Raw genomic sequence first — 15,372 nt, forward strand, 5'->3', positions numbered from 1 at the left:
TTAGAACTCCAAATTGATTCCTGGTAAGTCTAATGCAATTTCAGTTACTTCGTAAGTCAAACGGTTGAGCATGTTCAAACTTGGACGAGCCAAGGTTTCCACTTCTTCTTGGCTCAATTCACTTGGTTCATTGACAATACGACCATCGATATGATTCACCTGTGAAATGGTTCCACTGATGACAAACTTATCAAATACAATCATAAAAGTCAAGATAACAATCAAGGAAGTCACTTGATTTTCTTGGTCATGTTGAATCAATTGGAAGTTCACATCCACCTTAGTTTCAGGAGCTCCATTTTCATTTTCCCATTCAAAATTACGCGCATCAAAATGATACTGACTAACAAATTCTTGTTCACGTTTAAGATTCATGTCTTTCTCCCTCGGCTACAATATTATATGCTATTGTACCATAATTTTTTATTTTCATCTAGTTTTCTAGGATTTAGTCAATCCCGATTTCAGCTCGAACTACGTCTGCGATAGTATCAACATAGTAGTCCACTTCTTCTGTTGTAGGCGCTTCTGCCATAACTCGCAAGAGAGGCTCTGTTCCACTTGGGCGAACAAGAATACGGCCATTCCCCGCCATTTCTTCTTCCATCTTCTCGATAATAGCCTTGATAGCTGGCACTTCCATGGCCTTTTCCTTCATGGCATTTTCCACTCGGATATTGACTAATTTTTGTGGATAGATAGTTACTTCTGCTGCCAACTCTGACAAGCTCTTACCAGTTTCCTTCATGATTTTAGTCAATTGGACTGCTGATAATTGACCATCACCAGTTGTATTGTAATCCATCAAGATAACGTGACCAGACTGTTCACCACCGAGATTGTAACCTGATTTTCGCATTTCTTCAACAACGTAGCGGTCGCCAACTGCAGTAACTGCCTTGTTAATGCCTTCGCGGTCCAAGGCCTTGTGGAAACCAAGGTTGGACATAACAGTTGTCACGATTGTATTTTGAGCCAATTGTCCTTTTTCAGAAAGGTATTTCCCGATGATGTACATAATCTTGTCACCATCGACGATGTCACTATTTTCATCAACAGCAATCAAGCGGTCACTGTCTCCGTCAAAGGCCAAACCAATAGCTGAGTCGCTTTCTTTGACCACTTCTTGAAGGGTTTCTGGGTGGGTTGAACCAACATTAAGGTTGATGTTTAGACCATCTGGTGTTTCCCCGATAACAGTTAATTGAGCGCCAAGGTCCGCAAAGATTTGACGGGCACTTGTAGAAGCTGCACCATTTGCTGTATCCAAGGCAACCTTCATTCCTTCAAGAGGAGTTCCAGTTGAAACAAGGTAGCCTTCATACTTACGCAAGCCTTCTGGATAATCTACCAAGGTTCCCAATCCTTCTGCACTTGGACGAGGAAGAGTGTCTTCTGCAGCATCTAGCAAGGCTTCAATTTCTGCTTCTTTTTCGTCATCTAGTTTGAAGCCATCACCACCAAAGAACTTAATCCCATTATCAAGGGCTGGGTTGTGGCTAGCAGAAATCATGACACCGGCACTTGCTCCTTCTGTCTTGACCAAGTAAGCGACTGCTGGTGTTGCCAAAACGCCTAGTTTGTATACGTGAATTCCTACTGAAAGGAGACCTGCCACCAAGGCAGATTCTAGCATTTCTCCTGAAATACGTGTGTCACGTCCTACAAAAACTTTCGGTGCTTCTGTTTCATGCTGACTAAGAACATAGCCTCCAAAACGGCCTAGTTTAAAGGCCAATTCTGGCGTCAGTTCTACGTTAGCTTCTCCACGGACTCCATCAGTCCCAAAATATTTACCCATTTTTATAAAATCCTTTTCCTATTTTTAATTCGTTTTTGAACTAGTTGCTTTCGTTGACGAAGATGTCTCTGACGAACTGCTTGTAGTTGAATTTGATGTGCTTGAACTTGGTGCCACAGGTTTTGTCGTCACCTTCATTGTTGTATCAAATGGAGTGATAACTACTGGTAATACAACACCATTACGGTCGATTGCCTGCAAAGGTACTGAACCACTGTAATTACCTGTTATGCGTTCGCTAGTTGGTAAAAGCGCAATAATTTTGTCAATCTTAGCTAATGTTTCTTGGTCAGTTGTGACAGAAACCCTTTCATTTGACACGGTTACACTATCGATTTGTAACTTGGGATCAATCTGACTTTGGTCAACTTGTGGCACAACAATCATCCCATCTCGCTTAACCTTCTTCCCAACTTTTACTGTAATCTTTTGAGGCGTTGCCACAGCAGTCATTCCACTTGGAAGATTTTCAATATTCAAGGGAACTTCGATCGTTCCAACACTGGCATCCGTCAAATCCGCTGTGACCTTAAACTTACGAGTGCTTTCCTGCATTTCGCTAGCCAAGCTTACACGATTAGCTCCGGTTAATATCACTGAAACTTCTGATGCAAATCCGCTAATAAAATACTGGTCATCATCATAGTGAATATCGATAGGAACGTTCGTTATCGTATTGGTGTAGGTTTCTGATTTGACCTGCCTTGCGGTATTGCTATTTTGAAAGTTGGTTGACGTTGCATAGATGAATAAGACACAAGCAAAAAAGAGAGATGAAATGATATATAGACTATTTTTTCTCATATTTCCAACCTCCTAGCAAACGTTCCTTGAAACTGGCTTTTTCCTCAACAGCTGGCAAAAGAATTCTTCTTAGCTCTGCTTCAAATTCTTCAATCGTCAAATCATGCTTGAAGACCCCATTGTAAGTAATAGAAATACCACCTGTTTCCTCTGAGACGATGAAGGTCAAGGCATCAGACACTTCTGATAAGCCAATAGCCGCCCTGTGTCTGGTCCCAAATTCCTTGGAAATCCCTGTGCTTTCTGTTAAAGGCAGGTAGGCAGAGGTTACTGCAATTCGATTTCCTCTGATAATCACAGCACCATCGTGTAGGGGAGTGTTGGGGATAAAGATATTAATGAGGAGTTCTGCTGAAATGTTGGCATCCAAGGGAATCCCTGTCGCAATGTATTCTTGCAAGGTGCGAACTCGTTGAATGGCAACTAGGGCACCAATCTTACGAGGACTCATATATTCAACAGATTTGACAAAGGCACGAATCATTTGCTCCTCTGCACTAATTTGAGTAGTAGAAAAGAAATCTGTCGCCCTTCCCAAGCGTTCCAAACCAGTCCTAATCTCTGGAGAGAAGATAACAACTGCAGCAATCACCCCATAGGTGATAATCTGATTAATCAACCAAGAAATCGTTGTCAAGCCAAGGATATTGGCCACAACCTGAGCTAATACAAAGATCAAGACCCCCCGCACCAAAATCATAATCTTGGTACCAGCTATCGCTTTTGTAAAACGATATAAAATATAGGCCACAATCAAAATATCAAACACATTGATGGCAATACTCCAAGGACTAGAAAACAAGCTAGTCCAATATTGCAGGTTGGATAATTGTTGAAAGTTCATCTGCTGTCTCCTCTCTGTCCAAACACGTTCCTTTCTATTATACCATTTTTCTGGCATTTTTTTCCCTATCCTACTTCATTTTAAATTAAGGAAAAATATGATAAAATAAACTGACTAGAAAAAACAAAGGAGAAACCATGTCTCAACTCTATGATATTACCATTGTAGGTGGTGGTCCTGTCGGGCTCTTTGCAGCCTTCTATGCCCACCTACGCCAAGCCAAGGTCCAAATCATCGACTCCCTTCCTCAACTAGGTGGACAACCTGCTATTCTCTATCCTGAAAAGGAAATCCTAGACGTACCAGGTTTCCCAAACCTGACTGGAGAAGAGTTGACCAACCGCTTGATTGAACAGTTAAACGGCTTTGACACCCCTATTCATCTCAATGAAACGGTTCTTGAGATTGAAAAACAAGAAGAAGGCTTTGCCATTACAACTTCTAAAGGAAGTCACTTGTCTAAAACAGTTATCATCGCTATGGGTGGCGGTGCCTTTAAACCACGTCCGCTGGAACTAGAAGGCGTTGAAGGCTATGAAAATATCCACTACCACGTTTCCAACATCCAGCAATATGCTGGTAAGAAAGTGACGATTCTTGGTGGGGGAGACTCAGCTGTGGATTGGGCTTTAGCTTTTGAAAAAATTGCACCAACTACCCTTGTTCACCGCAGAGATAATTTCCGTGCCTTAGAGCATAGTGTCCAAGCTTTGCAAGAATCATCTGTAAACATCAAGACACCATTCGTCCCTAGTCAACTCCTTGGAGATGGAAAAAGGCTCGATAAACTTGAAATCACAAAAGTCAAATCTGATGAAACAGAAACTATCGACTTAGATCACCTCTTTGTCAACTATGGTTTTAAATCTTCTGTCGGTAACCTTAAAAACTGGGCTCTGGAACTCAACCGTCACAAGATTATTGTCAACAGCAAACAAGAATCCAGCCAAGCAGGTATCTATGCTATCGGTGACTGCTGCTACTATGACGGAAAGATCGACTTGATTGCAACAGGGCTTGGAGAAGCTCCAACTGCTGTCAACAATGCCATCAACTACATTGACCCTGAGCAAAAAGTACAACCAAAACACTCAACTAGTTTATAAGAAAAGAACCACGAGTCACATAGGATTCGTGGTTTTATAGTTCATCGGCTATCTTATTGATTTTTCTGAGTCTGTGGTTGACACCACTTTTGGTCAGAGGAGTGCTGAGACTATCTGCTAACTGCTGGATAGAGTAATCTGGGTGCTGAATCCGCAACCGCGCTACCTCCTGCAAATCCACCGGCAGATTTTCTAAGCCCATGATATCTTTGATTGTGCTGATATTGTTGATGGTCTTCATGCTGGCAGAAACTGTCCGAGCAATATTAGCCGTTTCAGCATTATTGGCCCGATTAAGGTCGTTACGGGTTTCTCGCAAAATCTTAACTCGCTCAAAATCATCACGCGCCTGCATGGCTCCAATCACTATAAGAAAGTCCATAATGTCTTCGGCACGCTGGAGATAGGTCACAGCCCCCTTCTTACGCTCAAGCACCTTGGCATCCAGTAAAAACTGCTGGAGAAGGGAGGCAATTCCTTGCGCGTGGTCCAGATAAACAGAACTGATTTCCAACTGGTACTTGCCTGACTCAGGGTCACGAATGCTTCCATTTGCCAAAAAAGCGCCACAGAGATAAGCACGACCTGCTTCCTCATCCGATAAAATCTCCTCATCAATACCTGTTTCCAGGCCAAAGAAGGAGTCTGCCAAGTGCAAATCACTTAACAAGTCCTGCACCTTTTCATCTGTAAAAACGGTATAGACTCGATTCTTGCGAAGATTGCTCCGTTGGTGGTGGCGAATTTCCGATTTGATTTCATAGAAATGAAGAAAGGACTCATAGAGGTGACGAGCCAGCTTGGCATTTTCTGTCACGACAGACAAGGTCAAGCCCGAAGTCGAGAGACCGATACTACCAGACATCTTGATAATGGCAGATAATTCATGCCGGCTTAGATGATGCTGACCTAGGATTTCTTCTTTAACTGCTACTGTGAAACTCATTTTCTCACCTGTATAATCCGCATCAATTCGTCCACAATCAAATCCCCATCGTGGAAGGCACCGCCATTTTCCAGACGAAGGAAGTTGGATGAAATCACTCGCGGAACTTGTTTACAAAGGCCAGCAAAATCATGTTCCACCTGCACCAAGTATTCATCAAAACGGTTGGAATTCATGTATTCCTGAGGCACTTTTTCAATATTCACCAAGACAGTATCGATAAAAGGTCGGCCAAGGTGACCATGCAAGACCTCCACGTGATCACTATCTGTAAAGTGTTCCGTCTCCCCACGTTGGGTCATGATATTGCAGACATAGGCAATTTCTGCCTTGGTTTCCAAAAGCGCCTGCCCGATTTCCTTAATCACGATATTGGGCAAAATAGAAGTAAAGAGGGAACCAGGTCCCAGAACAATCATATCACTTTCAAGAATGGTCTGCACCACTCGACGGCTAGCCAGAGGTGTATCATCGTTGAGGGTATTGGTCACATAGACGTGATCAATCATGCCTGGATGGTCTGCTATATGACTCTCTCCAGCTACTTCTGTCCCATCCTGAAAAACTGCGTGCAGGGTCAAAGGATGGTCACTGGAAGGATAAATCTTCCCTGTTGTATGGAAAAATTTACTCAATAACTGCATGGCATTATAGGTCGAACCCTGCATTTCTGACAGACCTGCAATGATGAGATTGCCCAATGGATGGCCAGCAAAGGCTCCTGCATCCTCAGAAAAGCGGTACTGAAAGACCTTCTCATAGAACTTAGGCATATCCGACATGGCCACAAGGACATTACGAAGATCACCTGGCGGTGTCAATTGTTGCATATTTTTTCGGAGTTCACCTGATGAACCACCATCATCCGCCACCGTTACGATAGCAGCGATTTCCACATCTTTTTCACGCAGACTTTTAAGAATGACGGGGATCCCAGTTCCTCCACCAATCACCGTTATCTTTGGTTTTCTCATGAACGGTTTACCGTTTCCTTTCTTCGGTCTTTGTCACGATGTCCTTCATTGACAGGCCAATTCTTGGATAAGTCTTGTGCCAAGCGTTTGGCAAAGGCCACACTACGGTGTTGCCCACCCGTACAACCCATGGCAATGGTCAAAACGGACTTCCCTTCCTTTTGGTAACTTGGCAAAATCGGCTCAATCAAGGCCAACAAATGTTGATAAAAATCTTCTGACTCAGGATGGTTCATGACATAGTCGTACACTGGTTCATCCACACCCGTTTGATTTCGTAACTCTGGAAGGTAGTAGGGATTTGGTAAGAAACGAACATCAAAGACCAAGTCCGCATCAATCGGAATTCCATATTTAAAGCCAAAAGACATGACTTCAATACGGAAAGACTGGGCTTGCTCTTGATCTGAAAACTGCTCTGCAATGGTTTTACGCAGCTCACGTGGAGTGAGTTCAGTTGTATCCACCACATTTTGGCTCATATTTTTCAAAGGTGCCAAAAGCTCACGTTCCAGCTTAATCCCATCCAAAATCCGTCCGTCTGCTGCTAGAGGGTGACTTCGTCTGGTTTCCTTATAACGCGCGACCAATTCCTTATCAGCCGCATCCAAAAAGAGGATTTTAAAGTCCAGTTCTTCCTGATTTTCCAACTCATCCAAAACAGCTTGAATCTCTGAAAAGAAAGAACGGCTACGCATATCCACTACCAAGGCCAACTTATGATCGTCTTCCTTTGTTTCCACCAACTGCAAAAACTTAGGCAAGAGGGCTGGCGGCATATTATCAATAGTGAAATATCCCAAATCCTCGAAGGACTGAATAGCTACTGTTTTTCCTGCACCACTCATCCCTGTCACAATCACCAAGTGAAGTTGTTTCTTTGTCATCTGTTTCTCCTTATATCAAAAGAAGTTTGGCAACACCAAACTTCAACTAGCTTATCCAATCTCTGCGATGACTTCAATTTCGACTTTTACATCACGAGGAAGACGAGCTACTTCCACAGCTGAACGAGCTGGAAATTCCTCTTTAAAGGCCGTTTGGTAAACCTCGTTAAAAGGAACAAAGTCGTTCATATCACTCAAGAAGCAAGTTGTTTTGACAACATGGTCAAAATCTGTTCCTGCTTCTGCCAAAATAGCACCGATGTTTTTCAAGACTTGTTCTGTCTGTTCTTGGATTGTTTCTCCAACGATTTCCCCAGTTTCAGGAGATAGGGGAACTTGACCGCTAGCAAACAAAAGATTGCCAACGATTTTTCCTTGAACATATGGTCCGATAGCCTTTGGAGCCTTATCTGTATGAATTGTTTTTGCCATTTCTTTTCCTCACAATTTTTCTAAGATTGCATCCCAAGCCTCATCCATTCCTGCCTTGCTGACAGATGAAAAGAGGATAAAGTCGTCACTTGGGTCAAAGTTTAATTTCTTTTTGATTGCTGATTCATGCTTGTTCCATTTACCACGAGGAATCTTGTCTGCCTTAGTCGCAACGATGATGACCGGAATCTCATAGTACTTGAGAAATTCGTACATCTGCACATCATCTGCTGACGGGTCATGACGAAGATCCACCAAACTGACTACCACACGGAGATTTTCCCGAGTTGTTAGATACTCTTCAATCATACGCCCCCACTTTTCACGTTCCTTTTTGGAAACGCGGGCATAGCCATAGCCAGGCACATCCACAAAGCGCATCTTGTCGTCAATATTAAAGAAGTTGAGTAACTGGGTTTTCCCAGGCTTCCCTGACGTACGAGCCAGATTCTTACGGTTCAGCATGGTATTGATAAAGCTAGACTTACCAACATTGGAACGCCCTGCTAGGGCAATCTCTGGCAGTTCATCCTGCGGATAGTGGGACTTATTTGCCGCACTGAGTAAGATTTCTGCATTGTGTGTATTAAGTTCCATAGTCACCTCTAGGCTGTCTCTAGAATTGGCTTAGCCGTTCCATCGACAGCTTCTTTTGTGATGCGGACCAATTTCACATTTTCCTGACTCGGTACTTCAAACATAACGTCCAGCATGGTTTCTTCGATAATCGAGCGAAGACCACGCGCCCCTGTCTTGCGTTCAATGGCTTTATTAGCAATTTCTTGAAGGGCTTCGTCGTCAAATTCCAACTCGACATCATCATAAGAAAGCAAGGTTTGGTATTGTTTGACCAAGGCATTTCTTGGTTCTTTTAAGATGCGAACCAAGTCTTCAACCGTCAATTGCTCAAGAGCTGCAAAGACAGGCAAACGTCCAATCAATTCTGGAATAATACCGAATTTTTGAATGTCTTCTGCGATGATTTCTTGCATGTAAGAGCTATTTTCATCAATCGCTTTATTATTTTGACCAAATCCGATGACTTTTTCACCCAGACGTTGTTTAACGATTTCTTCAATGCCATCAAAGGCACCACCCACGATGAAGAGGATATTTTTAGTATCCACTTGAATCATCTCTTGTTGTGGATGCTTGCGTCCACCTTGAGGCGGCACGCTAGCAACGGTTCCCTCGATAATCTTGAGAAGGGCTTGTTGCACCCCTTCACCAGAAACATCACGTGTGATCGATACGTTCTCGCTCTTCTTGGCAATCTTGTCAATTTCATCCACGTAGATAATCCCACGTTCTGCACGTTCAATGTTAAAGTCAGCAGCTTGCAAGAGTTTGAGGAGGATATTTTCCACATCCTCACCTACATAACCAGCCTCAGTAAGAGCTGTCGCATCTGCGATCGCAAAAGGCACATTTAAGCTCTTAGCCAAGGTCTGAGCAAGGAAAGTTTTCCCTGAACCAGTAGGGCCAATCATCAAAATGTTTGATTTCTGCAAATCCACATCTTCCGACTCTTCACGCGTATCGTGGAAATTGATGCGTTTGTAGTGGTTGTAAACTGCCACTGCCAGGGCACGCTTAGCACGGTCTTGACCAATTACATAGTGGTTCAAGATATGGAGGAGTTCAATTGGTTTTGGTACCTCAGACAAGTCTGCCAAGACTTCCTCAGCCAACTCCTCTCGAATGATTTCCTGAGCCAACTCCACACATTCATTACAGATAAAAGCGTTGTTGCCTGCGATTATTTTTTGTACTTCTTCTTGGCTTTTGCCACAAAATGAGCAATAAACCATCATATCATTTTTCCTATTTGTAGGCATGATTCCCTTCCGTTCTAACTATTCTTTCTATCTAAAATAAGGTCATATAAAAAGCATGAATGCTATTCACCAAGTTTGTAAAAGCATTAAGCCAAAGCAGAGTAGCAAGTCCAAAGCGCTTTTTACGAAAAGCGTGTGTTCCAGCTACTAGACAGACAGCACACAAAAGAGCTGTAAAAAATCCAAAAATACTGCGCTCCATTAGACTTCCTTTCTCTTTCTATATTCGATGGTAAAATCATAGGCATTTTTTTCATCTTTGAAATAAGATTTACTTGCAAAAGTTTCAAAAACCGTCAAGTCAAAATTTTCTGGGAAATAGGTATCCCCTTCAACTTGAGCATGAATTTGTGTCACAATGATCTCATCCAGATAGGATTCAAAAAGCTGAAAAATCTGCTTGCCGCCGATGATGTACAGATTTTTATCCTGATGATGAAACCAGTCCAAGACCGACTGGACATCCTGAAAAGTAGCAACTCCGTCTATGTTTTCTTCTGGGTTACGAGTCAAAATCAGGGTCTCCCGTTGTGGAAGCAAGCGACGCCCCATCCCATCAAAGGTCACACGCCCCATCAAGATAGCATGATTCAGAGTTGTTTCTTTGAAGTGTTGCAATTCTGCTGGCAAATGCCAAGGCAGACGATTGTCCTTACCAATCACACCCTCTTCATCCTGGGCCCAAATAGCTACGATTTTCTTAGTCATGCTTCCATCCTTTTCACTGATAGTACTATTTTATCAAAAAACTCAAAAAAAGACTGGTTTGGAATAGCTTACAAGATAGAAAAAATCTGTAAGAAATTTCCTACAGATTTATATATGTTCCTATTATTTCTTACAAACCAGGTGCTTGTCCAAGTTCTGCTGCAAGCATCCAGACTGTTTTTTCAAGGTCAGCCTTAGCACCAACAAAGATATCATTCGTAACATCATCGCCTTCTTCATCTGTTACATCCAAAGCTTTTTGGAAAAGAGTGATGAGGTAACGATAAATTTCAAGGACACGCCCCAAACTTTCTTCTACATTGCGGAACTCTCCGACTTCTTCTTCGATTTCACTATTTTGAAGAAATTCTGTCAATGTAGAGAATGGGCTACCACCAAGTGTAATCAAACGTTCGCTGATTTCATCCAATTGACCGTCAAGAGCTTCCATATACTCATCCATTTTTGGATGCCATACAAGGAAACCACGACCACGCATGTACCAGTGTACTTGGTGCAAAGCAACGTGAGCTACATACAAATCAGCAACCGCTTGATTCAAAACTTCCTTTGTTTTTGCCAATGCTACTGGCGCTGATTTTGTCAATGATGTTACGTCTTTTACTGCTTCTTTTTTCAATTCTACCATGTTTCTCACCTCATAATTCTTTTTTTGTAACCACTTCTTAGTGTTTACTCCCTTAGTATACTACTAATAAAAACCAATAGCAAGCCAAATGTCTCACATGAGAAAAGTTGCAATAGACTGATAATTTAAGAATTTTTTAAAATAAAACACAGTCACTTTCAAACTCTCTTAACAGAGATAAAATAAAGAAAAGAGCATACAATTGTACACTCTTTTCTCGGTTTTACATCTTAATACCAAACACTAATATCAACACGACCTCGGATTCCTTTTAGGTATTCAGATGAAGTATATTGCCATCCTTTTTCTCCTGAATAATGAGGATTATTCCAATCAAGTGCATCCGTATAGGCTGCAACCCAGTTGACATGTTGTAAAATATCTGGATGATTCAAACGAGTTTGCAAGAGTTGGCGATAGCTATAAACTTTCACATTTTGGTAACCAGCCTGCTTCATGGTTTCCATATACTTATTGATAATCTTGATCCAGATTCCAGTATCACTTGGAGCTCTCTTACTTTTATTGACATATTCCCAGTTCTCAACATCATAGTAGATAGGATATGACAAGTTCATCTTGTATTTTTTCAAGAGTTCAATAGTCTGATTGGCATCATCCTCAGCATCTTTTTCATTTTCGGCATAGGTATAAAGATAGACACCATAAGGAATACCCTGACGATTAAGTTCTTGAATATTGTAAGCCAATTCCTTATCTTCTACACCGCTATATCCCAGACGAACAATAACGCCATCAACCCCATTTTCCTGGATAACCTTTTTCCAATCACTAATGTGGCCATTGTGCTCGCTGACATCGATAACCTTCTTAGCCCGGTCTGTTCCGACCTGTTCTTCACGATGGTTAAAGAAGTAACGGTGTCCGTTTCGATAAACCCAACCAACATTCAAGGCTTTCTTTTCTTTCAGTTCCCCTGAATCAGCAAAAGTATAGCGAGTATCGTCCATAATTAACTCACCTGTTGCCATAGCACCACTTTCAGTAAGGTAGTAATTTCCATGCCACTCATCTTGAGCCATGTATCCCCACTTCTTGAAATAATACCACTTGCCATCAATCTTTTGCCACTGTTCATTAGCGTAAGAACCATCCGCCTTAAGATAGAACTTACTCTTATAATGATGATCGTAAAGCCATTCGTTTTGCATCATGGCACCTTGACCATTCAAGAAATAATTTCCTTGCCACTGACTTTTAGCCATATAGCCCCACTTCTTAAAATAGTACCATTTGCCATTGATTTTCTGCCATTCTTGATCTGCATAAGAACCGTCTGCCTTGAGGTAGAACCAGCTTTTATAATGGTCATCGTAAACCCATTCATTTTTAGCCATGTAACCACCCGCTTTGAGGTAATAGTTCCCATGCCATTCTTTTTGGGCATAACGACCATCTGCTTTTATATAGAACCAAGCCTTGTAGCTAGTATCGAAAATCCACTCGCTCTTAGCTTTTGAACCATCTGCTTTTACATAGAAGTCACCTTCCCAATGTGCTGATGTCGAATTTGGCTTACTTTCTTCTTTCTGACTACTAGCTCGCGTCTCTTTTACTTCTTCCTTTTTCTCTTGACGCTGACTAGAAGAAGTCTCAACTTTTTTCTCTTCTTCTTTTTGACTTGCAGTCGTTTCTGATTTCTTTTCTTCTAACTTACCAGAAGAAGCTTGAACACTGCTTTCTTCCGAAGATGCTTTCACTTCAGCTTCATTTGCAGCGACATGATTAACTGCCAAACCCAGTAAACAGAGACTTGCTAATCCAATTTTACCAATCTTTGTTTTCAATCTTTCCTCTCCTATAAAAAATGGAACAGACACCTGAATGCTGTTCCACCTAGCTTTTGCTGCTTACTAATTATTTTACAAAGTCAAGCAAAGCCAAGAAGCTCTCTGCTTCAAGTGACGCACCACCAACAAGGGCACCGTCAACGTCTGGGCAAGCCATGTATGAAGCAACGTTTTCAGGTTTAACTGAACCGCCATATTGAACACGAACTTTGTCCGCAACTTCTTGACCAAAGTCAGCGGCTACAACGTCACGAACAACTTTACACATTTTTTGTGCGTCGTCTTGTGAAGCTGATTTACCAGTACCGATAGCCCAGATTGGCTCATAAGCGATAACTGTTGAAGCTACTTGTTCTGCAGTCAATCCTGCAAGAGCTGCTGAAACTTGAGCACCTACGAATTCAGCAGCTTTACCAGCTTCGTAAGTTTCAAGAGACTCACCACAACAGATGATTGGAAGCATACCGTTTGCAAAGATTGCTTTTGCTTTTTTGTTGATATCTTCGTCAGTTTCATGGAAGTAGTCACGACGTTCTGAGTGACCGATAACAACGTAGTCAGTACCGATTTCTTTCAAAACTTGTGGGCTTGTTTCACCAGTGAAAGCACCTGCATTTTCAAAGTAGCAGTTTTGAGCAGCAACTTTAAGGTTTGAACCTTTTGCAGCAGCAAGAACAGTTGTCAAATCAAGAGCTGGAGCTGCGATACCTGCTTCAACAAGATCTGATGAAGGAAGTTTTGATGCAACTGCTTCAATGAATGCTTTAGCTTCTTCTGGATTTTTGTTCATTTTCCAGTTACCAGCGATAAATGGTTTACGTGACATTTCACATACCTCTTTTTTCAATTTATTTTCTATTTATTTTATCACAATTAGACACAGCTTGCAAATCTTACTCAAATTTCAAGCCTGCTGACATGGATTAATCCTTCCAGAGATCCATAGCATTTCTGAAATCTGCAGATACCTGTGTCAACTGAGGATTGCTTGCTTCTCTCTCTGCCCGCTTAGCCTCAATTTGAGCCACACTTTTGATACCTTCATGGCGCCAGTTTCTCAAAATAGCCTGAATGTACTTCCAGTTTGGTTTCCCATTCAAAACAGCTTCACGAAGAGCTTCCTTAATCAAGTCAGCACTGGTTCCATCTTCCTTTAGTGTCTTAGTCAAATCCTCAATCTCAAAAGGTGTCAACAAGCGTCCCAACTCCTGCTGGAAGGTTTCTACCAAATCCTTGAGCTGATTTTGAGGTGTCAACTGGTCTGAACTTGAATGAGCAACTCCAAGCAAGTCATCCAAACGTTCCAAAGCCAAGCTAGCATCAAAAAGCAATTCGATTTCACCATTCAATTCGATGGTTCGATACTGAAGCAGTCCCCTCTCTGTCAGATTGGAAATAGCCTGATTGACATCCGAAATTTCCTTGCCAATCCTGTCAGCAATCTGGCTTGGCGACATTTCTTCCAAACCTGTCGTATTTTGCAAATAGAAAAATTGCCAAACCAGAAAATCGTCGCTAGAAGGAAAGAGTTCCTTAAAATGCAAGAGCAGGGCACTCGGTAAAACCAAGTTCCCTGATTTAAAAGCGTCTAAATATGTCATAATTCCTCTTATAAATACCCATATGCAGATGCATCATCTTCTATCTTTCTCCAGTCAAAAGGTGTTTCCTGATAGACCGCATAGTTTACCCAGTTACTGAAAAAGAGGGCTGCTGATGAAGACCAACAAAGACAAGGTGTCTGGTTGACATCATCATCCTTAAAGTAATTTTCTGGAATATGAGGATCTAAACCTGCATCACGATCCCTAAAATACTCTTTTGCCAGGGTATCACGGTCATATTCCAAATGCCCAAAACTATAAATTTCTCGTAAATCCCGACTGGCCAAAATCGAAACCCCAACCTGAGGACCCTCTGATAAAATCTCGAGATTAGTTTTGTTTAAGACCTCTTCCTTAGAAATCTCCGTGTGCCGTGAATGAGGGGAAACGTAGCTATCATCAAAGCCTCTAAAAAGAAGGTGACCCTCTTTTAGGGTGTCTTGAGGATAAATACCTGATAGCTTACTGTCCATCTGGTATTTTTCCACTCCATAGCGCAGATAAAGACCAGCCTGAGCACCCCAACAGATATGAAGGGTCGAATAGACATGGGTCTTGGACCACTCAAGCACCTGACTGAATTCCTCCCAATAGTCCACTTCCTCAAATGGTAAATGCTCAATCGGAGCCCCTGTGATAATCATCCCATCAAAATACTCGTCCTTGACTTCAGGAAAAGTTTTATAAAAGGTCTCCATGTGCTCTGCACGAGTCGTCTTGGAACGGTGGCTCTCCATATAGAGAAAGTCTATGTCCAATTGCAAAGGAGTATTTGCTAAATGCCGTAACAACTGGGTCTCTGTGACCACTTTTTTGGGCATTAGGTTTAAAATCAAAATTTTCAAGGGACGGATATCTTGGTGGGCCGCACGTTGATCATCCATGACAAAGATATTCTCAGTCCGTAAAATCTCAACAGCTGGCAATTTTTTATCAATTCTAATCGGCATAACCTTCTCCTAACTGTA

Annotated in this window: 17 protein-coding genes; 1 reads left to right on the plus strand and 16 read right to left on the minus strand. The window is 42.0% G+C overall.

Features of this window, described 5'->3' with window-relative positions; all coding sequences use genetic code 11:
* The 4 genes from QM959_RS00660 to cdaA form a co-directional block, all read right to left on the minus strand.
* A complete protein-coding gene (locus QM959_RS00660) occupies positions 1-375 on the minus strand; it encodes a DUF1149 family protein (protein ID WP_247934573.1) in 375 nt (124 codons plus the stop codon).
* 73 nt (positions 376-448) lie between these two features.
* Entirely contained in the window at positions 449-1,801 is a 1,353-nt protein-coding gene (gene glmM, locus QM959_RS00665; RefSeq protein WP_414370737.1) for a phosphoglucosamine mutase, read from the minus strand.
* A gap of 24 nt (positions 1,802-1,825) precedes the next feature.
* Positions 1,826-2,605: a YbbR-like domain-containing protein gene (locus QM959_RS00670; RefSeq protein ID WP_414370739.1), complete on the minus strand. Its 780-nt coding sequence runs from the start codon at positions 2,603-2,605 to the stop codon at positions 1,826-1,828.
* Positions 2,592-3,449, minus strand: coding sequence for a diadenylate cyclase CdaA (cdaA, locus tag QM959_RS00675; protein ID WP_414370741.1), 858 nt, complete (start codon positions 3,447-3,449; stop codon positions 2,592-2,594). The genes QM959_RS00670 and cdaA overlap by 14 nt, the downstream gene beginning before the upstream one ends.
* A gap of 137 nt (positions 3,450-3,586) precedes the next feature.
* On the opposite strand from cdaA, the gene QM959_RS00680 reads away from it, so the two are divergent.
* Entirely contained in the window at positions 3,587-4,555 is a 969-nt protein-coding gene (locus tag QM959_RS00680; protein ID WP_414370743.1) for an NAD(P)/FAD-dependent oxidoreductase, read from the plus strand.
* Between the two features lie 34 nt (positions 4,556-4,589).
* Here the strand turns inward: QM959_RS00680 and whiA are convergent, their stop codons facing one another.
* From whiA to metA, 12 genes are all read right to left on the minus strand, one after another.
* The gene (gene whiA / locus QM959_RS00685; protein ID WP_414370745.1) at positions 4,590-5,501 is read right to left on the minus strand and encodes a DNA-binding protein WhiA; all 912 of its coding nucleotides are present in this window, start codon (positions 5,499-5,501) and stop codon (positions 4,590-4,592) included.
* A complete protein-coding gene (locus QM959_RS00690) occupies positions 5,498-6,475 on the minus strand; it encodes a YvcK family protein (protein ID WP_140224332.1) in 978 nt (325 codons plus the stop codon). The genes whiA and QM959_RS00690 overlap by 4 nt, the downstream gene beginning before the upstream one ends.
* On the minus strand, positions 6,472-7,362 hold the full coding sequence (gene rapZ, locus QM959_RS00695; protein ID WP_414370747.1) for an RNase adapter RapZ: 891 nt from the start codon (positions 7,360-7,362) through the stop codon (positions 6,472-6,474). The genes QM959_RS00690 and rapZ overlap by 4 nt, the downstream gene beginning before the upstream one ends.
* A gap of 51 nt (positions 7,363-7,413) precedes the next feature.
* Positions 7,414-7,794 (minus strand): RidA family protein, encoded by a 381-nt coding sequence (locus QM959_RS00700; RefSeq protein WP_001140420.1) that lies wholly within the window; start codon positions 7,792-7,794, stop codon positions 7,414-7,416.
* 9 nt (positions 7,795-7,803) lie between these two features.
* Complete coding sequence (gene yihA, locus QM959_RS00705) at positions 7,804-8,391, minus strand: ribosome biogenesis GTP-binding protein YihA/YsxC (protein WP_247934582.1); 588 nt, start codon at positions 8,389-8,391, stop codon at positions 7,804-7,806.
* An 8-nt stretch (positions 8,392-8,399) separates the two neighbouring features.
* A complete protein-coding gene (clpX, locus tag QM959_RS00710; protein WP_414370749.1) occupies positions 8,400-9,632 on the minus strand; it encodes an ATP-dependent Clp protease ATP-binding subunit ClpX in 1,233 nt (410 codons plus the stop codon).
* A 201-nt stretch (positions 9,633-9,833) separates the two neighbouring features.
* Positions 9,834-10,340, minus strand: a complete 507-nt coding sequence (locus tag QM959_RS00715) for a dihydrofolate reductase (protein ID WP_414370750.1) — start codon at positions 10,338-10,340, stop codon at positions 9,834-9,836.
* 130 nt (positions 10,341-10,470) lie between these two features.
* Positions 10,471-10,989 carry a Dps family protein gene (locus tag QM959_RS00720; protein ID WP_414370752.1) on the minus strand — a complete coding sequence of 173 codons (519 nt, stop codon included), beginning with the start codon at positions 10,987-10,989 and terminating at the stop codon, positions 10,471-10,473.
* Between the two features lie 230 nt (positions 10,990-11,219).
* Positions 11,220-12,830, minus strand: coding sequence for a choline binding-anchored murein hydrolase LytC (lytC, locus tag QM959_RS00725; RefSeq protein ID WP_414370754.1), 1,611 nt, complete (start codon positions 12,828-12,830; stop codon positions 11,220-11,222).
* 37 nt (positions 12,831-12,867) lie between these two features.
* A complete protein-coding gene (tpiA, locus tag QM959_RS00730; protein ID WP_414370756.1) occupies positions 12,868-13,626 on the minus strand; it encodes a triose-phosphate isomerase in 759 nt (252 codons plus the stop codon).
* Between the two features lie 97 nt (positions 13,627-13,723).
* Positions 13,724-14,401 (minus strand): DnaD domain-containing protein, encoded by a 678-nt coding sequence (locus QM959_RS00735; protein ID WP_049534075.1) that lies wholly within the window; start codon positions 14,399-14,401, stop codon positions 13,724-13,726.
* 8 nt (positions 14,402-14,409) lie between these two features.
* Positions 14,410-15,354 carry a homoserine O-acetyltransferase MetA gene (gene metA / locus QM959_RS00740; RefSeq protein ID WP_020900575.1) on the minus strand — a complete coding sequence of 315 codons (945 nt, stop codon included), beginning with the start codon at positions 15,352-15,354 and terminating at the stop codon, positions 14,410-14,412.
* Positions 15,355-15,372 lie beyond the last annotated feature (18 nt).

The organism is Streptococcus mitis, from assembly GCF_047459985.1.
Classification (GTDB): Bacteria; Bacillota; Bacilli; order Lactobacillales; family Streptococcaceae; genus Streptococcus; species Streptococcus mitis_DZ.